General features: G+C 65.0%; 17 protein-coding genes and 1 tRNA gene. 5 read left to right on the top strand and 13 right to left on the bottom strand.

Features of this window, described 5'->3' with window-relative positions; all coding sequences use genetic code 11:
• Positions 1 to 10: 10 nt before the first annotated feature.
• Complete coding sequence (locus J3489_RS14520; protein WP_206999111.1) at positions 11 to 1,087, bottom strand: AI-2E family transporter; 1,077 nt, start codon at positions 1,085 to 1,087, stop codon at positions 11 to 13.
• 222 nt (positions 1,088 to 1,309) lie between these two features.
• On the opposite strand from J3489_RS14520, the gene purM reads away from it, so the two are divergent.
• On the top strand, positions 1,310 to 2,371 hold the full coding sequence (purM, locus tag J3489_RS14515) for a phosphoribosylformylglycinamidine cyclo-ligase (RefSeq protein WP_206999110.1): 1,062 nt from the start codon (positions 1,310 to 1,312) through the stop codon (positions 2,369 to 2,371).
• Positions 2,372 to 2,413: 42 nt separating this feature from the next.
• Here purM and miaA read toward each other — a convergent pair whose 3' ends face one another.
• Both miaA and mutL read right to left on the bottom strand, forming a co-directional pair.
• Positions 2,414 to 3,373, bottom strand: a complete 960-nt coding sequence (gene miaA / locus J3489_RS14510) for a tRNA (adenosine(37)-N6)-dimethylallyltransferase MiaA (RefSeq protein ID WP_309491371.1) — start codon at positions 3,371 to 3,373, stop codon at positions 2,414 to 2,416.
• Positions 3,374 to 3,396: 23 nt separating this feature from the next.
• Positions 3,397 to 5,535 (bottom strand): DNA mismatch repair endonuclease MutL, encoded by a 2,139-nt coding sequence (mutL, locus tag J3489_RS14505; protein WP_206999107.1) that lies wholly within the window; start codon positions 5,533 to 5,535, stop codon positions 3,397 to 3,399.
• A 206-nt stretch (positions 5,536 to 5,741) separates the two neighbouring features.
• Here mutL and J3489_RS14500 point away from each other — a divergent pair, with 206 nt between their 5' ends.
• Together J3489_RS14500 and J3489_RS14495 are read left to right on the top strand one after the other, a co-directional pair.
• Positions 5,742 to 6,431: a VTT domain-containing protein gene (locus tag J3489_RS14500; RefSeq protein WP_206999106.1), complete on the top strand. Its 690-nt coding sequence runs from the start codon at positions 5,742 to 5,744 to the stop codon at positions 6,429 to 6,431.
• A gap of 62 nt (positions 6,432 to 6,493) precedes the next feature.
• The gene (locus J3489_RS14495; protein WP_206999105.1) at positions 6,494 to 7,120 is read left to right on the top strand and encodes a ParB-like protein; all 627 of its coding nucleotides are present in this window, start codon (positions 6,494 to 6,496) and stop codon (positions 7,118 to 7,120) included.
• A gap of 34 nt (positions 7,121 to 7,154) precedes the next feature.
• Here the strand turns inward: J3489_RS14495 and xylB are convergent, their stop codons facing one another.
• Together xylB and xylA are read right to left on the bottom strand one after the other, a co-directional pair.
• Entirely contained in the window at positions 7,155 to 8,636 is a 1,482-nt protein-coding gene (gene xylB / locus J3489_RS14490) for a xylulokinase (RefSeq protein ID WP_206999104.1), read from the bottom strand.
• Positions 8,637 to 8,738: 102 nt separating this feature from the next.
• Positions 8,739 to 10,061 carry a xylose isomerase gene (gene xylA, locus J3489_RS14485; protein WP_206999103.1) on the bottom strand — a complete coding sequence of 441 codons (1,323 nt, stop codon included), beginning with the start codon at positions 10,059 to 10,061 and terminating at the stop codon, positions 8,739 to 8,741.
• Between the two features lie 390 nt (positions 10,062 to 10,451).
• On the opposite strand from xylA, the gene J3489_RS14480 reads away from it, so the two are divergent.
• Together J3489_RS14480 and J3489_RS14475 are read left to right on the top strand one after the other, a co-directional pair.
• On the top strand, positions 10,452 to 11,678 hold the full coding sequence (locus tag J3489_RS14480; protein ID WP_206999101.1) for a XylR family transcriptional regulator: 1,227 nt from the start codon (positions 10,452 to 10,454) through the stop codon (positions 11,676 to 11,678).
• Positions 11,679 to 11,712: 34 nt separating this feature from the next.
• On the top strand, positions 11,713 to 12,795 hold the full coding sequence (locus J3489_RS14475) for an aldose epimerase family protein (RefSeq protein ID WP_206999099.1): 1,083 nt from the start codon (positions 11,713 to 11,715) through the stop codon (positions 12,793 to 12,795).
• A gap of 61 nt (positions 12,796 to 12,856) precedes the next feature.
• Here the strand turns inward: J3489_RS14475 and J3489_RS37640 are convergent, their stop codons facing one another.
• The 8 genes from J3489_RS37640 to tolQ all read right to left on the bottom strand — a co-directional run bounded on the left by J3489_RS37640 (position 12,857) and on the right by tolQ (position 18,979).
• Positions 12,857 to 13,582, bottom strand: a complete 726-nt coding sequence (locus J3489_RS37640) for a hypothetical protein (protein ID WP_242540026.1) — start codon at positions 13,580 to 13,582, stop codon at positions 12,857 to 12,859.
• 316 nt (positions 13,583 to 13,898) lie between these two features.
• Positions 13,899 to 13,974: transfer RNA gene (locus J3489_RS14465), tRNA-Lys, on the bottom strand.
• A gap of 159 nt (positions 13,975 to 14,133) precedes the next feature.
• A complete protein-coding gene (gene ybgF / locus J3489_RS14460) occupies positions 14,134 to 14,883 on the bottom strand; it encodes a tol-pal system protein YbgF (RefSeq protein ID WP_206999097.1) in 750 nt (249 codons plus the stop codon).
• A gap of 15 nt (positions 14,884 to 14,898) precedes the next feature.
• Entirely contained in the window at positions 14,899 to 15,405 is a 507-nt protein-coding gene (pal, locus tag J3489_RS14455) for a peptidoglycan-associated lipoprotein Pal (RefSeq protein WP_206999096.1), read from the bottom strand.
• 19 nt (positions 15,406 to 15,424) lie between these two features.
• Positions 15,425 to 16,717: a Tol-Pal system beta propeller repeat protein TolB gene (gene tolB, locus J3489_RS14450; protein ID WP_206999095.1), complete on the bottom strand. Its 1,293-nt coding sequence runs from the start codon at positions 16,715 to 16,717 to the stop codon at positions 15,425 to 15,427.
• 117 nt (positions 16,718 to 16,834) lie between these two features.
• Positions 16,835 to 17,845 carry a cell envelope integrity protein TolA gene (gene tolA, locus J3489_RS14445; RefSeq protein ID WP_206999094.1) on the bottom strand — a complete coding sequence of 337 codons (1,011 nt, stop codon included), beginning with the start codon at positions 17,843 to 17,845 and terminating at the stop codon, positions 16,835 to 16,837.
• Positions 17,842 to 18,291 (bottom strand): protein TolR, encoded by a 450-nt coding sequence (tolR, locus tag J3489_RS14440; protein ID WP_206999093.1) that lies wholly within the window; start codon positions 18,289 to 18,291, stop codon positions 17,842 to 17,844. Before tolR ends, tolA begins: the two co-directional genes overlap by 4 nt.
• A gap of 10 nt (positions 18,292 to 18,301) precedes the next feature.
• Entirely contained in the window at positions 18,302 to 18,979 is a 678-nt protein-coding gene (gene tolQ, locus J3489_RS14435) for a protein TolQ (protein ID WP_136893234.1), read from the bottom strand.
• Positions 18,980 to 19,014: the final 35 nt, after the last annotated feature.

Here is a 19,014-nt window from a genome sequence, read left to right as displayed (position 1 = left end):
TAAAAACGAATCAGTTCTTGTAGAGCGTGCTCGCCAGATAGCCGCGCTTCAATTCGCGCAGTGCGGTCGAGATGATCGCGCTGACCGGCAGCGCCATCAACACGCCGAAAAAGCCGAACAGCTGGCCGAACGCGAGCAACGCGAAGATCACCGCGAGCGGATGCAGGCCGATGCGCTCGCCGACGAGCCGCGGCGTCAGAAAGAATCCTTCGAGGATCTGGCCGACGCCGTACACGACCGCGACCGCACCGAAGCCGTACCAGTCGCCGAACTGCAGCAGCGCGGCGACGAGCGCGAGCGCGAGGCCGGTCGCGTAGCCGACGTACGGGATGAACACGGCAAGCCCGGTGAACACGCCGACGGGCAGCGCGATCTCGAAGCCCGCGATCGTCAGCGCGATCGCGTAGAACGCCGCGAGCACGCCCATCACGAGCAATTGGCCGCGCAGGTATTGCGACAGCACCTGGTCCATTTCCTTCGCTAGCTGCAGCGTTTTTTCGAGCCAGCGGCGCGGAATGAAGCTCTCGAGGCGCGCGATCATGCTGTGCCAGTCGTACAGCAGGTAAAACAGCACGAGCGGCACCATCACGACATTGCCCACCAAGGTGATCATCACGTTGCCGCTCGTGCGGATCGACTTCCATGCGGTGAGCGCGACCGTTTGCGCGCTGCCTTCGAGCTGGCTTGTGAGCATGTCGCGGATGCTCGCGAAATCGAGCGAATCGGACAGGCCGAGGAGCGCGAGCTTCGGCTGCAGCCAGACGTTCAGCCTGGAGACGAACACGGGTATCTGCTGCTTGAGCTGCGGGCCTTCCTTCTGGATCACGGCGAGCACGAGCAGCACGAGCACCGTGATCATGCACGCGAAGACGAGCATCATGAGCAGCGCCGCGAGGCTGCGCGGCACGCGGTGGCGCACCAGCCAGTCGACGCCGGGCTGCAGCATGTAGGCGAGAATCGCGCCGAGCAGGAATGGGGTGAGGACGGGGCTCAGCACCCACAGCAGAATGCCGAGCCCGAGCGCGACGGCGAACCAGAAGAAGGCCTGGCGCTGGTACGGCGTGAGTAGGGGAGAGGTCTGCGACAAGTGGTGTTCCCTGTGTGGTCGAAACGCGACCCGGTCGAAACGCGACCCGGTCGAAACGCGCTTCCTGAAAATCTGGGACGGCCCGCAGTTTCTCGATCGGGAGAATCCCAGCCAACTGGCCGGCTACGGTGTATGTATGGGGCCAGGGTAAGCGCTGAAGCGCTTACCCTGGATCGACATCGGGTAAAATCGCATTTTACCGACCTTCTCGCTCTTCCCCCAATGAATCAACCGAAATCCGCCCCCGATCGCGAATCCCAAGGCCTGTCGTATCGCGACGCGGGCGTGGACATCGATGCGGGCGACGCGCTCGTCGACGCGATCAAGCCTTTTGCCAAGAAAACCCTGCGCGACGGCGTGCTCGGCGGCATCGGCGGGTTCGGCGCGCTGTTCGAAGTGCCCAAGAAATATCGCGAGCCGGTGCTCGTGGCGGGCACCGACGGCGTGGGCACCAAGCTCAAGCTCGCGTTTCACCTGAACAAACACGATACGGTCGGCCAGGATCTCGTCGCAATGAGCGTCAACGACATCCTCGTGCAAGGCGCCGAGCCGCTCTTCTTCCTCGACTACTTCGCGTGCGGCAAGCTCGACGTCGGCACGGCGGCCACCGTCGTGAAGGGCATCGCTCAAGGCTGCGAGCTGGCGGGCTGTGCGCTGATCGGCGGCGAGACCGCTGAAATGCCGGGCATGTACCCGGACGGCGAGTACGATCTCGCGGGCTTCGCAGTCGGCGCGGTCGAAAAGAGCACGATCATCGACGGCAGCACGATCGCCGCGGGCGACGTGGTGCTCGGGCTCGCGTCGAGCGGCATTCATTCGAACGGTTTTTCGCTCGTGCGCAAGATCATCGAGCGCGCGAACCCGGACCTGTCGGCCGATTTCCACGGCCGCCCGCTCGCCGACGCGCTGATGGCGCCCACGCGCATCTATGTGAAGCCGCTGCTCGCGCTGATGCAGAATCTGACGGTCAAGGGCATGGCACATATCACGGGCGGCGGCCTCGTCGAGAACATTCCGCGCGTGCTGCGCGAAGGCCTCACCGCCGAGCTCGACAAGAACGGGTGGCCGCTGCCGCCGCTTTTCTCGTGGCTGCAAGAGCACGGCGGCGTTGCCGACGCGGAAATGCATCGCGTGTTCAACTGCGGGATCGGCATGGCGGTGATCGTTTCGGCGGCGGATGCCGACGAAGCGGTGCGCCAACTGACGGCTGCCGGCGAGCAGGTTTGGAAGATCGGCTCCGTGCGTGCCAGCCGCGAGGGCGAGGCGCAGACGGTGGTGGTGTGATATCGATGCGCGCGGTGACGGGCGCTGCGGAGTCCTTTTCGACTAGTCAGCAGCTTGCAGCACTTGCTCGATTGCGTTGACCGCTTGCGCCGTCGCGTCCTCCGCGCAGCAATCGACGACGATCCGCTCCGGCATCGCGCGCAGCCACGTCAGCTGCCGCTTGCAGAGCTGGCGCGTCGCGAACACGCCTTTGTCGCGCATCGTCGCGTAGTCGGTCGCGCCGTCGAGGTACTCCCACGCTTGCCGGTAGCCGACGCAGCGCATCGACGGCAAGCCCAAATGCAAGTCCCCGCGCGCGCGCAGGCGTTTCACTTCGTCGACGAAGCCGGCTTCCAGCATCGCGTCGAAGCGTTGCGCGATGCGTTCGTGCAGCACGCTGCGCTCGCACGGTTCGAGCGCGATCGGCACGAAGCGGTAAGGGACTTCCGCTTCGCGCGCGGGCGACGCGAGCAGCGCCGACATGGGCACGCCCGTGAGCATGAACACTTCGAGCGCGCGCTGGATGCGCTGCGAATCGTTCGGCGCAAGGCGCGCGGCCGTCGCCGGATCGACTCGCGCGAGGCGCGCGTGCAGCGCGGGCCAGCCGTCGCGCACGGCGTCGGCGTCGAGTTCGGCGCGCACGCCGGCATTCGCGGGCGGCAGGTCGTTCAAGCCTTGCGTGAGGGCCTTGTAGTAGAGCATCGTGCCGCCGACCAGGAGCGGTTCGTTGCCGCGTTCGAGGATCTCGGCGGCGAGCCGCAGCGCGTCGGTGCGGAAATCGGCGGCGGAGTAGCTGGCGGCGGGATCGATGATGTCGATCAGATGATGGGGGGCGGCCGCGCGTTCGGCGAGCGTCGGTTTCGCGGTGCCGATGTCCATCTCGCGGTAAACGAGCGCCGAATCGACGCTCACGATTTCCACCGGCCGCCGCGCGGCGAATGCGAGCGCGGCGGCGGTCTTGCCGGAGGCCGTCGGCCCGAGCAGGCAGGCGATCGGACGCGCGCTCGATGACGTCGAATTCACGTGATCCGCTTCGCTATTCGCCACTACTGACCGCGCATGAAGAGGCGGTCGAGGTCCGGCAGCGTCAACTGGTACCAGGTCGGACGCCCGTGGTTGCATTGGTCCGCGCGTTCGGTCGCCTCCATCTGGCGCAGGAGCGCGTTCATCTCGTCGAGCGTCAGGCGCCGGTTCGCGCGCACCGCATGGTGGCAGGCGAGCGTGCCGAGCAGCTCGTGCTGGCGCTCGGTCAACACGCGTGAGCCGCCGTAGGCGTGCAGGTCGGCGAGCACGGCGCGCGCGAGCGCTTGCAGGTCGGCGTCTTTCAGCAGCGCGGGCACCGCGCGGATCGCGAGCGTGGTCGGCGACAGCACGGCGAGATCGAAGCCGAGCGCGTCTAGCGTCGCGCGCTCTTCTTCGACCACGCCGATCTCGACGGCATCGGCCTGCATCGATACCGGAATCAGGAGCGGCTGGACCGCGATCGAGCGGTCGGCGAGCGCGTTCTTGAACTGCTCGTAGAGGATGCGCTCGTGCGCCGCGTGCATGTCGACGATCACGAGGCCGCGCGCGTTCTGCGCGAGCACGTAGATGCCGTGGATCTGGCCTAGCGCGAAGCCGAGCGGGTGGTCGTCGCCGGGGGCGAACGACGGGGCGCCGGGATAGGGCAAACCTGCCGCCGCAGCGGCGGTTGCGCCGTCTCCGAAAGCGGCGGGTACCGGCACGGCGGGTTCCGCTGCGGTATCGCGCGCTTCGTGAGCCGTCGTCGTGCCTTGCGCGGTGCCCGCGCCCACGTCCTTGCGGCCGAAGAGCGCGTCGTACAGCGCGAGCGGCTGCGCGACGGGCAGCGTGCCTTGCGTCATGCGCGCCTGCCGCAGCCAGGTGCTGCCGGGATCGACGCCTCGACCTGCGAGGTTGCCGGCGCCGAGTGCCGGTCCTGCGTTCGACGCTGCGCCCAGCGGCGCCGGCCCGAACGCCGCCGGCGTCATCGGCGCGATATGCGCGGCGTGGCCGCCCGCCGTCGTTTCCGGCGACGCGCCCGCGTGCCGCGCCAGCGCGCGTTGCACGGCATGGAACACGAACTGGTGAATCGAGCGCGAATCGCGAAAGCGGACTTCGATCTTCGACGGATGCACGTTCACGTCGACCGCTTCCGGCGGCAGATCGAGAAACAGCACATAGGACGGAAAGCGCTCGCCGTGCAGCACGTCCTCGTAGGCGGCGCGCACGGCGTGGGTGAGCAGCTTGTCGCGCACGAAGCGGCCGTTGACGAAGAAATACTGCTGATCGCCGCGGCCGCGGCTCGCCGTCGGCAGCCCGGCGCAGCCGTAGACCGCGAGCGGCCCCGCTGCTTCTTCGAGCGGCAGATGCGCGGTGGCGAACGTCTCGCCGAGAATCTTCGCGACGCGCGCCGCGGGATCGCTCGCGTTCCAGTGCTCGACCGCGCGCCCGTTGTGCAGCACCGAGATCGCGACCTCGGGCCGCGCAAGCGCCGAGCGCCGGATCATCTCGAGACAATGGCCGAGCTCGGTCTGCTCGCTCTTCAGGAATTTGCGGCGCGCGGGCGTGTTGAAGTACAGCTCGCGCACTTCGATCGTCGTGCCGGTCGTGCCGGCGGCCGGAGTCAGCGCGCCGGTTTGCGCGTCTATGCGCGTGGCGTGCGGGGCGTCGGCAGTGCGGCTCGTGATGTACATCTCCGCCACCGACGCAATCGACGCCAGCGCCTCGCCGCGAAACCCAAGCGTCGCGACCGCTTCGAGCTCGGCAAGCGAGCGGATCTTGCTGGTCGCGTGCCGCAGCAGCGCGAGCGGCAGTTCGGCTTCGGGAATGCCGCAGCCGTCGTCGGCAATCGAGATGCGCTTGACGCCGCCCTCGTCGAGCACGATGCGCAGCGTCTTGGCGCCCGCATCGAGCGCGTTTTCGAGCAGTTCCTTGACGACCGACGCCGGCCGCTCGACGACCTCGCCGGCCGCGATCTGGCTGATCAACTGGTCGGGCAACGGCTGAATCGAGCGCAATGGGCGTGGGGAGGGGGCCGGCTGGCGAGGCGGCGTGTGGAGTGGGTTCGGCGCGGCGTCCCCCAAGGGGATTTCCTTCGGGGCGCCCCCCAAGGGGACTTCCTTCGGGGCGCCCCCCAAGGGGACTTCCTTCGGGGCACCGGCTGGCTGATCGGAGAACTCGGACATTGCGAAATTATAGCGATTCGCTGCTGCGGGGCCTGGCGCCCGCCATTTTCGAGAAATCCGAAGGGCACTTTCGGTATCATGGCGCGGTCAGTTAGCTGGCGCCGTCCGGTGCACGTGATTTGCGGGTCGCGCGGCGCGAAGTCGACGCCCCGGAGGAAGTCCCCTTGGGGGACGTCACACCAACGCAACTTTCGAAAGGGACGCATTTGAACACGTTGCTGCAGTTTGCCGAGCTTGTCTTGCACATCGACACGTTTCTCGGCGTCTTCATTCATCAATACGGCGCGTGGGTGTATGCGGTGCTGTTCTTGATCGTTTTCTGCGAAACCGGGCTCGTGGTCCTGCCGTTCCTGCCGGGCGACTCGCTGCTCTTCATCGGCGGCGCGTTCTGCGCGGCCGGCGAGATGAACCTGGGGCTTCTGATCCTGCTGCTGCTGGCGGCGTCGGTCACCGGCAACAGCCTGAACTACGCGATCGGCACGGCGATCGGTCCGAAGGTATTCAATACGCGCGTTCCGGTGCTCGAACGCTTCCTCGACCGGGCCGCGCTGCAGAAGACCCACGACTTCTATGAAAAGCACGGCGGCAAGACGCTCGTGCTCGCGCGCTTCATTCCGGTCGTGCGGACCTTCGCGCCGTTCGTCGCCGGGGTGTCGTCGATGCGCTTTGCGCGCTTTCAACTCTTCAACATCACGGGCGCGCTTCTATGGGTGCTGCTGCTCGTCCTGTTGGGCTATTTCTTCGGCAACATTCCGTTCATTCGCCAATATCTGAACGTAATCGTGCTGGTCGGGATCGGCGCGGCGATCGTCCCGATCCTGATCGGCGCGCTTTGGAAGCTGCTGCGCGGCAAGGGCTCGGCGGGCGCCGTGCAAAAGCCGGGCAACAACCGTTGAGCGGACGCAAGGGGCGCCGCGGCGCTTCGCGATCCGTCGAACCATAAACGACAGGTGCAACGATGACCGTTCCGAACTCAGACATTCACTTGATCTCGGTCGAGCTCGAAAGCCTGCGGCCTACGCAGATGACCGTCGGCTACCACGAGGTCACAGCGAAACGCGATCATTGGAAGACGCTCGACAAGAAGGGCCGCGCGAATGCGATCGCGACGCACTGGTTCCCTGCCGTGCTGGGTCCGCAAAAGAACTACTTCGTGGTCGACCATCACCATCTCGGCCTGGCGCTGATCGAAGAGGGCGTCAAAGAGGTGAAGGTGATGGTGCTGCGGGACTTGTCGTGGCTCGACCCGGTGATTTTCTGGCGGATGATGGAGCACAACCAGTGGGTGCATCCGTTCGGCCCGGACGGCGCGCGCCACGACTACGAGAATCTGCCCGACGTGCTCACCGCCTTGACCGACGACCCCTATCGCAGTCTCGCGGGCGAGCTGCGCCGCGCGGGCGGCTTTGCGAAAGATGCGACACCGTTCAGCGAATTCCTCTGGGCCGATTTCCTGCGCCCGAGAATTGCAGTGAAGCTCATCAAGAAAGATTTCGCCAAGGCGCTGAAAGATGCGCTCGCATGCGCGCACGACCAGGATGCGCGCTACTTGCCCGGCTGGTCGGGAAAAATCGAAATGCGCTGAAAACGGCGGTCTGTCTTCAGGCGGATTGCCGCGTCTACGCGTTCGCGGCGAACACGGGTTCGAGCGCGCGATACAGCGCGCGAAACGTCGGGCGCCGCTCGTCGCGATACCACGCATGGCGCGCGCGATCGGGCTCGCGCACGGCGACGATCTCGGGCGTCGGGCAGATCGCGTCGAGTGAGGCCGCCGGTTCGAGCGCGAGATGCGCAAGCCGTGCCGCGCCCAGCGCCGGACCGACTTCGCCGCCGGCGCGCAGCGTCAGCGGCCGGCCGAAGATGTCGGCGAGCATCTGCGTCCAGTACGCGCTGCGAGAGCCGCCGCCGATCAGCGAGATGTCGTCGGGCACGAGGCCGGCCGCATGAAGCGCGTCCATGCCGTCGGCAAGCGCGAAGCCGACGCCTTCGAGCGTGCCGTTCGCGAGATCGGGGCGGATCGTATCGGGTGCGAGGCCGTGGAAGACGCTCTTCGCGTTCACGTTGTTGTGCGGCGTGCGCTCGCCTGATAGATACGGCAGGAACCACGGGCGGCGCGTACGCGCGGCGTGGGCTTCGGCATCGGCGAGGAGCGCGGCGACGTCCGCGTACCCGGTGAGTTGGGCGGTGAAGTCGATGCAGCCCGCGGCGTTGAGCATCACCGACATCAGATGCCACGTGTCTGGCAACGCATGGCAGAAGCTGTGCACGGCGGACGCCGGATTCGCGAGAAAGCCGTCCGAGACCGCGAAGTAGACGCCCGACGTGCCTAGCGACAGCATGGCCTGCTTCGGCCGCACGATGCCGACGCCGACCGCGCCCGCCGCGTTGTCGCCGCCGCCCGCGACGACCGGAATCTCGCGCAGCCCCCATTCGTGCGCGAGTTCGGGCTTGAGCGTGCCGGTCACGCAATTGCCTTCGAAGACGGCCGGCATTTGCTCGCGTGACAAGCCGCACGCCGCGAGCAGCGTGTCGCTGTAGTCGCGCTTGGCGACGTCGAGCCAAAGCGTGCCGGCTGCGTCGGACGGATCGGTCGCGAAGCCTCCCGTCAGCCGGTAGCGCAGATAGTCCTTCGGCAACAACACATGAGCGATGCGCGCGAAGACGTCGGGCTCGTGCTTGCGGACCCACAGCAGCTTCGGCGCGGTGAAGCCGGGCATCGCGAGATTGCCGGCCACCGCGTGCAATTGCGGCGCGGCGGTTTCGAGCTCGCGGCATTCGATGTCGCAACGTCCGTCGTTCCAGAGAATCGCGGGACGCAACACGCTGCCTTGCGCATCGAGGAGCGTCGCTCCGTGCATCTGGCCGGTCAGGCCAAGCGCCTCGATCTGCGTGGCGGCGATGCCTTGCCCGCGGGCCTCGCCGAGCAAAGCGGCGAGCGCCCCCATAGCGGCGATCCACCAGTCTTCGGGCGCCTGCTCGGACCAGCGCGGCTGCGGCCGGCTGACCGGCAGCGCACGCGACGCGCTGCCGCGCACGCGAGCGTCGCGATCGAGCAGCACGGCCTTCACGCCCGACGTGCCGAGGTCGATACCGATGAACATGTCTGCGTCCTCTTGGTCTCGTCAGTGCGCGCCGGGCCGCCCCAAGCGTACTGCCCCCCCTCGGGGGGCAGCGAACGCAGAGAGCGTGGGGGCTGTTTCATCTCAATGCGCGCCGTAGATCGTCTGGTTCACGACGTTTTCGAGCCGCTCCTGCTGCCCGCTCGCATGCTGCGGGTTGAGGGCGCGCGAGGCTGCGTCGGCGGCGAGCGTTGCGAGCGTGTAGCCGCCCGACAGGATCTTGCGTCCGAACTCCGTATCCCAGCCCGCATAGCGTTGCTGCTTGAACTGCTCGAGCCGGTCGTTCTCGACGAGCGCGGCGGCACGTTCGAGCGCGAGCGCGAGGTTGTCGATTGCGCCGACATGCCCGTAGAACAGGTCTTCGGGATCGGTGCTTTGGCGCCGCAGCTTCGCGTCGAAGTTCATGCCGCCGGTCGTGAAGCCGCCGTGCCGCAGGATTTCGTAGAACGCAAGCGTCAATTCCTCGACGCTGTTCGGAAACTGATCGGTATCCCAGCCGTTTTGCGGATCGCCGCGGTTCGCGTCGACGCTGCCGAAGATGCCGAGCGCGAACGCGGTCGCGATCTCGTGATGGAACGAGTGCCCGGCGAGCGTCGCGTGATTCGCTTCGATGTTGACGCGGAACTCGTTCTGCAGGCCGTATTGGGTGAGAAAACCGTGCACCGTCGCGACGTCGTAGTCGTATTGATGCTTGGTCGGTTCCTGCGGCTTCGGCTCGATCAAGAGCGTGCCGTTGAAGCCGATCTTGTGCTTGTGCTCGGCCACCATGTTCAGGAAGCGCGCGAGCTGCTCGCGCTCGCGTGCGAGGTCCGTGTTGAGCAGTGTCTCGTAGCCTTCGCGGCCGCCCCACAGCACGTAATTCTCGCCGCCGAGCTGCTGCGTCGCGTCGAGCGCATGACGCACCTGCGTCGCTGCGTAAGCGAACACTTCAGGGTTCGGGTTGGTCGCGGCGCCGGCCGCGTAGCGCGAATGCGAGAACAGGTTTGCCGTGCCCCACAGGAGCTTCACGCCCGTTTCCTGCTGCTTCTTCGCAAGGTGGTCGGTCATGCGCGCGAAGTTCTCGCTGTAGTGCTTGAGGCTCGTGCCTTCGGGGGCGACGTCGGTATCGTGGAACGTGTAGTAGGGCGTGCCGAGCTTCGAGAAGAATTCGAACGCGACGTCCGCTTTCATGTGCGCGCGCTCCATTGCGTCGCCGGGCTGGTGCCACGGCCGGTGGAAAGTCCCTTGCCCGAAGATGTCGCTGCCCGGCCAGCAGAACGTGTGCCAATAGCAGACGGCGATGCGCAGATGTTCTTCGAGCGTCTTGCCGAGCACGCGCTTGGTCTTGTCGTAGTGGCGGAACGCGAGCGCGTTGACCGATTGCGGGCCCTCGTAGCGGATCGCGGGAATGTTTTCGAAGTAGGACATGAGCGTCTCCTGTCGACCAGAGTTAGCGCTTTAGCTGTCGGCCGGAGTTAGTGCTTTAGCACTTACTCCGGCCCCATGCAGAGCGCTTACTCTGGTCCCATGCAAGGCTGTCGACCCGATGTCGATCCCATGCAAAGCTTATTTATGCTGCGATGCAACCCGCACGGCTTGCGCGCGCACGTTCGCAAAGTGAAGCCATGCTGCCAGCGCGGGGCGCGCACCGGCAATTGCGAAATTGCGCAGCGGCGGTGATGTTTCTCACCGCGCGCATGAAAGCGCTGACACGTCCCGGGGATTCGCAGCCTAAAATAACCAGACGCTTAAGAAACGCGTGGCCCGGTTCACGTTAATCCGCTGCCGCGCTACATGGGCCGCGTGCCGACGATTGCGATGACCCGTTCCCGAACGCCACAGATGCCTCAGACGCCCCACACGCTCCCGCCGCATCGAATCGCGCTCCTTTTCAACGCGAACAAGGTGTACGACCGCGAGATCATTACCGGCATCGGCAACTATCTGCTGTCGACGCGGGTCGCGTGGGACCTGTTTCTGGAAGAGGATTTCCGCTGCCGGCTGACCGGCATCGAGCGCTTCGGCGGCGACGGCATCATCGCCGACTTCGACGATCCGGCCGTTTGCGAAGCGCTGCGCGATTGCCCGCTGCCGGTGGTTGCAGTGGGCTCGTCGTACGAGGACCCGGCCGGCTATCCTCCGGATTTGCCGTACATCGCCACCGACAACGCCAAGCTCGTATCGCTCGCCTATACGCACCTCATCGGCGCAGGCTTGGAGAACTTCGCGCTCTACAGCCTGCCCGAAGCGCCGGAAAACCGCTGGGCGCAGCAGCGCGAACTCGCATTCAAGCACCTGAGAGCGGCCGACGGCCACGAAGCGGAAATCTACCGGGGCCTGCCGACGAGCGCGCCGGCCTGGAACGAAGCGATCGAGAAACTCACCGCCTGGCTCGCGACGCTGCCGACGCCCGTCGGCATCATCGCCGTCACCGACGCCCGCGCGCGGCAATTGCTGCAGGCCTGCCTGATCTCGGGCACGCCGGTGCCGGAGCAAGTCGCGATCATCGGCATCGACAACGACCCGCTCACGCGCACGTTGACGCGCATCCCGCTGTCGTCGGTGATTCAGGGCACCGAGGAGATGGGGCGCACGGCGGCGCATCTGCTGCATCAGATGCTGCGCGGCGCGCGCTTTCCGGGCCGGCGCATTCTCGTGCCGCCGGTCGGCATCAACGTGCTCGAATCGACCAAGCACGAGCCGCTCGCGAGCCCATACGTGATGCGCGCGCGCCACTTCATTCGCCAGTACGCGTGCCAGGGGATCAAGACGGAGCAGGTCGCCGATTATGTTGGCGTGTCGCGCTCGTCGCTCGAAGAGTATTTCCGGCGCGAGCTGCAGTGCACCGTGCACCACGAGATCCTGCGCCACAAGCTCGATGCGGCCAAGGCGCTGCTTGCGAAGCGCGACGCGGCGAGCGCGGAAGTCGCGATCCGCTGCGGCTTCACGTCGCTGCAATATATGTACGCGGTGTTCAAGCGCGAGCTCGGCTGCACGCCGCGCGAGTATCAGGAGCGCGTGAGTCCCTCGATTTCACGGCAATGAGCGCCACTTTCCCATTCCTTCGCTTTCCGACTCCATGATCAGCACCGCACGACTGTCTTCCGAACCCTGGGGCGCTTTGCCGGGCGGCGATGCGGTCCGCCTTTTCACGCTGCGCAACGCGCAGGGGATGAAAGTCGCGATCAGCGACCTGGGCGCGACGCTCGTGTCGTGGCATGCGCCGGATCGTGCCGGCCGGCTCGGCAACATTCTGCTCGGCCACGACACGCCCGCCGATTACTTCGCGGCGACCGCGTACATGGGCGCGATCGTCGGGCGCTGGGCGAACCGCATCGCGGATGCGCGCTTCGTGCTGGACGGCATCGAGTACACGCTCGATCGCAACGAAGGCACGAATCTGCTGCACGGCGGCGCGAGCGGGTTTCATCGCGCGCTCTGGAGCGCAGCGGAAGAGAACGGCGCGCTCGTCATGACGCTCGACTCGCCCGAGGGCGACGCGGGCTTTCCCGGCAACGTCTCGGCGCAAGTGCGCTACACGCTCGATGACGACGGTACGCTGTCGATCGAATACGAAGCGCTCGCCGACGCCCCGACGCCGCTCAACCTGACGAACCACGCGTACTTCAACTTGACGGGCGAAGCGGGCAGCGACATTCGCGGCCATACGATGTCGATCGATGCCGACGCGTTCTTCGAAGTCGACGCGGCCTTGATTCCGACGCGGCTCGCGGAAGTCGCGGGCAATGCGTTCGATTTCCGCCAGAGCGCGCCGATCGGCGCGCGGCTCGACTGGCCTCATGCGCAGCTCGTGCAGGCAGGGGGCTTCGATCATTGCTACGTGCTGAACTCATCGACGACGGACGCGGCTTCGCCGCAGCAGAACGTGAGGCAGGTGGCTTGCGCCTACGATCCGGCAAGCGGAAGGCAACTGACGGTTTTCACCGATCAGCGCGGCCTGCAGTTTTATACGGGCAACGATCTGCCGGGCGTCGCCGGACGCAGCGGCGTGACGTACCAGCGTCACGGCGGAATGTGCCTGGAAGCGGGCGCGTTTCCGAACGAAGTCAACATGGAAGATCAGGAGCGCGTGATCGTGCGTCCCGGCACGCGATATCGGCAGGTGACGCGCTACCGCGTGGACGTGCGGCGCGGTGTTTGAGCGCCGACGCGCGCGTTTGACGCGCCGTCAAAGCGTTGACGGCGGTTTGGGCGGGAAGCGCTCAGCACGAAGTGAACGGCAAGCGCGATTCGACGGCGTCCGGGTTGAAGGCCTGGGGAGGCTCGACGGCTGTCCAGCGCGTCCAATGCGGTGCCAGATCGGGCGCTTTGATGCGCAAGGTGCGCGAGCCGTCGACGAACACCAGCGACTCGACATTGAACGTGCTGCCTTCCGCCGCGTCCACTACGCGGCCCGATTGGCGAAAGAATTCGAGGTTGCCCTCGCGCAACAGGTCAAGGTGGGTCTCGAGGTCGGTGGTCGATGACTGGCCAATCCAACGGTTGAGAAGCGTAGCTGCGATTTCGGCGTCGAACATTGGGATCTCTCCTTGTCTGTGCGCCGTTTGGCGCGCGGGCAGCAGACACAATGAACACGCCGCTTGCGGTGCCCGTTGCGATCTGGAGAATTGAAGCCCTATCTCCAATAGTAGCGGAAAACGACCTGTATGATGCGACGCACAATGCAAGCACTTGTTAGCTTGCAACGCCATTTCAAGCGGTCGGCTGGCAGCGGCCGCACAGTAGGGTCGGATGCTGCCGGCGACCGGACGCGCTTGGCGCTGCAAGAGCCCGGCGTGGTCGTCGATAGACGCTTTTAGATTAAGCTCACGCCGCCGTTCACTGGAAAAGTCTGTCCGGGGACCATCGAGATCGACGACGCTTGCGATGCCGGTGTTTTTGACGAACACATCGACCGGGCCAGGTTGCGATCCGACCTGTCCGATCATTGTGTGGTCGTCGCCCGCTTGCGGAAGACGTACTGTTTGGTAATGCGAAGTATCAAAACTGAGCGCGGTGCTCGTGCGCCGTTTCGCAAAGGTCAGCAGGTCCGGCTGGAGTTCGAGCTTGTCGAGCCGGCTTCAGCTATGAACGTATCGCTTCGACCTGGGATCGGGATCGGCGACCCCGTCCGGATTCGTCAATTATCCAGATCGTAGGATTGCGCGCTGGAGGCGCGGGGGTAGGTCGGGCTATGCCGGGCGTCCAGAAAGCAAAAAGCCCGGTCGTGAGGACCGGGCTTTTTTGATACTGCGATACTGCATTTGGTAGGCCGTACGGGATTCGAACCTGTGACCAACGGATTAAAAGTCCGCTGCTCTACCAGCTGAGCTAACGACCCAAAGAGGGAAAAGTATAGCGGCGGATGCTTGCGTCTGTCAACCGATCGTGCCCGCCGCCGTCACCCGGCCCAAAAAAAGAAAGCCCGGAGCGTCGATGCTCCGGGCTTTCCAGCGAAAGACGCGCGTTGTGTCACTGGATACGCGTGTGACGGCTTCGTTTATTTGATTCCCGAGAGCGTGCTCTGTGCCTTTTGCGCGACGTCCGACGAGCCGTATTGGTCGACGATCTGCTGCAAGGTCTTGCGGGCAGCCGCCTTCTGACCTTGTTCCAGTTGATTGTTCGCAATCGCCAACAACGCTTCCGGCGCGCGCGGATGCTGCGGGTAGTTCTTCACGACGCCCTGCCAGGTGGCCGTCGAGCCCTTGTAGTCGCGCAGCGCATACAGCGCGTTGCCGAGCCAGTATTGCGCGGTCGGCTGATAGGGGCTCTGCGGATATTTCTGGATGAAGTCGCGGAACGATGCGGCCGCACCCTTGAAATCGCCGTTGCGGAACTGCTGCGACGCGGCGTTGAACGCCTCCGTTTCACCCGGCTGCACCGTGCCCTGGACGCCATCCACCGTCTGCTTCTGCGGCTCGAACTTCTTGAGCCGCGTATCGAGGTCGGTGTAGTAGTCCTTTTGCTGCTTTTGCAACGTGGTGACCTGGTTCGTCAGGTCCTCGTTCTGTCCGCGCAGCGTGGCGATCTGCTGGTTGAGCTGGTCGAGCCGGCTGGATTGATCGAGGATCGTGCGCTGGGCGGCCGCGAGCTGGCTAGCGAGATTGTCCGTCTTGCTGCGCAGATCGAGGATCGCCTGGCGCGCCTGATCGTCGTCGAACAAGCCAGCGTGCGCCGGTGCCGCGACGAGCACCGACCCGGTCACGCAGGCGGCTGCGGCAACCCGCAGCCAGGAGAAACGGTGCTTCATACGCCTTATCACCCGTTACTGTTGATAGACGAGGTCGGCGCGGCGATTCTGTGCCCACGACGCTTCGTCATGACCCGTCGCCAGCGGCTTTTCCTTGCCGAGGCTCACGGCTTCCACTTGCGAATCCGGCACGCCGAGCAGCGCCAGCGCACGGTGGACGGCTTCCGCACGCTTCTGGCCGAGGGCCAGGTTGTACTCGCTCGTACCGCGCTCGTCGGTGTTGCCCTGGATCAGGACATGGCGTTCCGGATGGCTCTTCAGATAGTTCGCGTGGACTTGCAGAAGCGACTGGTACTCGTCCTTGACCGAATAGCTGTCGAAGTCGAAGTAGACGCTGCGCTTGGCAAGCGGGCTGTTCGGGTTGTTCAGCTCGTCGACTACCACCGGCGCTACGGCATTCGGGTTCGGCTGAGTGCTGACCGCGCCCTGATTCGCGTTCTCAGTCTTCTTCACGCCGGAGCTGCAAGCAGCCAAAGCACCAACCAGCAACACGGCAAACGCAATACGACGATTGGACATCATTCGTTACTCTCCTTGTGTGTCATTGCATAAACGGGCCCCAGGACGGCTCGCGCACGCTGCCTCCCTGAACGGACAGGACCTGCCGCGTCCGACCATCGGTCGATACAGCGGCCAACACGCCACGGCCGTTCACCTGAGTGGCGTAAAGAATGTACTGACCATTCGCCGCGAAGCTCGGCGATTCGTCATGTGTTGTGTCGGTGAGCGCCGTTGCTACGCCGCTCTGCAGATCCTGAACATAGAGCTTGAAGGCGCCGCCCACACGCGAGATGTAGGCGAGCTGCTTGCCGTCGGGGCTGATGCGCGGGCTCGTGTTGTAGTTGCCGTTGAACGTCACGCGCTGCGCCGCGCCGGCGCTTTCGCCCTGGGCCGACATCTTATAGATTTGGGGCTGGCCGCCGCGGTCGCTCGTGAAGTAAATCCACTGTCCGTCAGGGGAGTAATACGGTTCGGTGTCGATGGAGGTGCCTTGCGTGAGGCGGCGCAAGCCGGTTCCATCGGCGTTGACTGCGAAAATCTGCGTATTGCCGGTACGCGAAAGGGCGACCGCCACCGTGCGGCCGTCAGGCGACCAGGCCGGCGCGCTGTTGTTGCCTTTCTGGTCGGAGACGATCACGCGGCGGCCGGTCGGCAGGTCGTGAATGTAGACGATCGGCTTTCTCTTTTCGAACGATACGTACGCGACCTTCGTGCCGTCGGGCGACCAGGCAGGCGAGATGATCGGCTCCGGGCTCGTCAGCGCGGACTGCGCGTTCTGGCCGTCGGAATCGGATATCTGCAGCAGATACTTGTTGCCGCTCTTGATCACGTACGACAGGCGCGTCGCAAACACGCCGCGCGTGCCGAGCAGTTGTTGATAGATGTAGTCGGCGATCTTGTGTGCGCTCATCCGGAGCCCGCTTTCCGGGCTGACGAGCGACAGGCCGCCGAGGCTCTGCTGCTTGACCGTGTCGTAGAGCTTGAAGCGCACTTCGTACTGGCCGTTCGCGAGTCGCGTGACGCTGCCCGCGACGAATGCGTCCGCCCCCTTGGCCTTCCAGCTGCCCAGATCGACGGAATCGGTTTCGGAAACCGGCGCGCTGCCGGCGTCGATGTTGTTGAACTTGCCGCTGCGTGCCAGATCCTGACGCACGATCGTGCTGATCTGCTGGGGGGAATTCACTTCGTTGGCAAAATTCGCCGTCGCGATCGGAAACTGGGTAGAACCGACGCCCGTCACGAGGACATTGAGTTGGGCATGGGCGGCAGCGCCCGCTGTAATCAGGCACGACGCCACAAGTGTTCTCAGGCCTAGCTTCGTCATCAAACTCATGCTTTAAAAATTCCCGAATAACGATATGTAACAACCACTGCATAACAGGAGAGAGACCGGCAAGCCCTCGATTCGTTCCCTCGTCGCTCCATGCCGGAGCGGGGGAGGGGGCTCGGTTCAGGCCGCCGGACGCATCGTGATCAAAAACGTTGCGGGAGCGCGGCCATCGGTGTCGAGCGGCATCGGGTCCGAGCGCTGGACGGCGCGCAATGCCGCGTCGTCCCACTGCGCGTTGCCGCTCGAGCGCTGGACCACTGCGGACAGCAACGTGCCGGTCGGCGAGCAGCGTACCGCAATCACAGTTTCCAGGCCCTGTGTGTCACCCGCCCACACGATGTTCGGGCGCACTCGGCGCTGCACCTTCTCTGCGTAACCCGGCGACGTCGCCGTACCGCCCGCGCCGCTGCCGGTGCCGCTCTTCGCCAAGCCGTTGCCGCTTGAACTTTCGCCGCCGGCCATGCCTTGCAACTGCGCAAGGCGCGCGCGCCGCTCCTGATCGAGCTGTTTCTTGGCCGCCTGCTGCTGAGCCAGCTGCTTCGCCTTCGCGGCCTTTTCCTCGTCAGCCTTCTGCTGCGCTTCGAGCTGCGCCTGTTCCTGCGCCTTTTGCTGCTCGAGCTGTTGCTGTTTCAGCTTTTGCTGTTGGGCCAGTTGCTGCTGCTTGAGCTTCTCGGCCTCGGCCTGCTGTTGCTTCAGCTTCTCCGCGGCAGCTTTCTGCTCGGCCAATTGCGCTGCCTGCTGTTCGGCAAGCTGCTGCTGGCGCTTCGCTTCCGCTTCCTGCTGGGCCTGAAGCTTCAGGCGCTGCTGCTCGGCGAGCAGCGCCGCTTTGGCGGCGGCCTCTTGCTGCTGGCGCTTCTTTTCCTGTAGCGCGATATCGGCTTGTTCGTCCTTCACCGGCGGCGCAGGCGCGACCTGAACGGGCGGCGTCACGACGGGAGCGGGGGCCGGCTGATTCGGAATCTCGGTCCAAAGCTCGGCCTCGGCGCCGGCCGGCGTGCTGTTCTGCCACTGGATGCCGTGATACAGGAACAGCCCGAGCAGGACATGCATCAGCGCGGCGAGCCCGAACGCCCGCCACGTGCCCCGCTCCTTCGGCGGGTAAAACGGATAAACGGACTTCTTCCGGTTCATTGCGATTTGACCAGCAAGCCTACGCGCTTGACGCCCCGCGCCTTCAGGTCGGACATCACGTTCATGACGACTTCATACTGGACGGTCTTGTCGGCGGCGATCACGACCGGCTGGTCGGGATGCGATGCCTGGCGATCGGTGACGAAACTGTTCAGATCGGCCCGCGTCATGTCTTCCTGCTGCGTCGCGCCCGAGTCGTCTTTGTATTTGACATTCATCTTGCCGTCCGCGCGGATGTTGACCACGACGGGCGGCGTTTGCTGCTGCGGCGCCGCGCCGCCGACAGTCGGCAGATTCACGATGGAAGGCGCAACGAGCGGGGCCGTCACCATGAAGATGACGAGCAGCACCAGCATCACGTCGATGTACGGCACGACGTTGATGTCGGCCATCGCGCGGCGCGAGCGGCCGCCGCGCATGCTGGAACGGTTGGTGGAGCCGGCCATCGAGTACTCCTTAATGCGCCTGGCGCTGCAGAATGTTCGAAAACTCTTCGATGAAAGTCTCGAAGCGGATCGCGAGGCGATCGATGTCGTGTGCGTAGCGATTGTAGGCGACCACCGCCGGGATGGCCGCAAACAGGCCGATCGCGGTCGCCGTCAGCGCTTCGGCGATGCCGGGCGCGACGTTGGCGAGCGTCGCCTGCTGCACGTTGGCGAGTCCGCGGAAGGCGTTCATGATCCCCCACACCGTACCGAACAGACCAATATACGGACTGACCGAGCCGACGGACGCGAGAAACGCGAGGTTGGCTTCGAGCACGTCCATTTCACGCTGGAACGCGGCGCGCATCGCACGGCGTGCGCCGTCGAGGATCGCGCCGGGATCGTTCAGACGCTTTTCCTTGCCCTTCAGAAACTCGCGCATGCCGGACTCGAAAATGCGCTCGAGCGCGCCGATCGTGTGACGGTTGTTTGCGGCGCTCTGATAAAGCGCCTGCAGGTCGCCGCCCGACCAGAAATCACGTTCAAAACGTTCAGTTTGCGCGCGTGCGCGGCGAATCGCAAACCACTTGCGGAAGATGAAAGTCCACGACATCAGCGACAGCAACAGCAGGAGCGCCATCACCGCCTGCGCGAGCACGCTCGCGTTGAGAACCAGGGAAATGATCGAAAGATCTTGTGCGTTGTTCATAGAGGTTTGCTTTAACGTCCCCGATGGGGCGTCCG

The sequence above is a fragment of the Trinickia mobilis genome (genome assembly GCF_017315705.1).
In the GTDB taxonomy this organism is placed as follows: domain Bacteria; phylum Pseudomonadota; class Gammaproteobacteria; order Burkholderiales; family Burkholderiaceae; genus Trinickia_A; species Trinickia_A mobilis.
This window is presented reverse-complemented; position numbering and strand designations above follow the sequence as displayed.

Excerpts from the sequence above, each read along its gene's own strand:
- xylB (WP_206999104.1), bottom strand. The coding sequence starts at position 8,636 with ATGTTCATCGGTATCGACCTCGGCACGTCGGGCGTGAAGGCCGTGCTG.
- J3489_RS14495 (WP_206999105.1), top strand. The coding sequence starts at position 6,494 with ATGACCGTTCCGAACTCAGACATTCACTTGATCTCGGTCGAGCTCGAA.
- J3489_RS14480 (WP_206999101.1), top strand. The coding sequence starts at position 10,452 with ATGACCCGTTCCCGAACGCCACAGATGCCTCAGACGCCCCACACGCTC.
- mutL (WP_206999107.1), bottom strand. The coding sequence starts at position 5,535 with ATGTCCGAGTTCTCCGATCAGCCAGCCGGTGCCCCGAAGGAAGTCCCC.
- J3489_RS37640 (WP_242540026.1), bottom strand. The coding sequence starts at position 13,582 with ATGATCGGACAGGTCGGATCGCAACCTGGCCCGGTCGATGTGTTCGTC.
- tolB (WP_206999095.1), bottom strand. The coding sequence starts at position 16,717 with ATGAGTTTGATGACGAAGCTAGGCCTGAGAACACTTGTGGCGTCGTGC.
- pal (WP_206999096.1), bottom strand. The coding sequence starts at position 15,405 with ATGATGTCCAATCGTCGTATTGCGTTTGCCGTGTTGCTGGTTGGTGCT.
- ybgF (WP_206999097.1), bottom strand. The coding sequence starts at position 14,883 with ATGAAGCACCGTTTCTCCTGGCTGCGGGTTGCCGCAGCCGCCTGCGTG.
- tolQ (WP_136893234.1), bottom strand. The coding sequence starts at position 18,979 with ATGAACAACGCACAAGATCTTTCGATCATTTCCCTGGTTCTCAACGCG.
- tolA (WP_206999094.1), bottom strand. The coding sequence starts at position 17,845 with ATGAACCGGAAGAAGTCCGTTTATCCGTTTTACCCGCCGAAGGAGCGG.
- J3489_RS14475 (WP_206999099.1), top strand. The coding sequence starts at position 11,713 with ATGATCAGCACCGCACGACTGTCTTCCGAACCCTGGGGCGCTTTGCCG.
- tolR (WP_206999093.1), bottom strand. The coding sequence starts at position 18,291 with ATGGCCGGCTCCACCAACCGTTCCAGCATGCGCGGCGGCCGCTCGCGC.
- xylA (WP_206999103.1), bottom strand. The coding sequence starts at position 10,061 with ATGTCCTACTTCGAAAACATTCCCGCGATCCGCTACGAGGGCCCGCAA.
- purM (WP_206999110.1), top strand. The coding sequence starts at position 1,310 with ATGAATCAACCGAAATCCGCCCCCGATCGCGAATCCCAAGGCCTGTCG.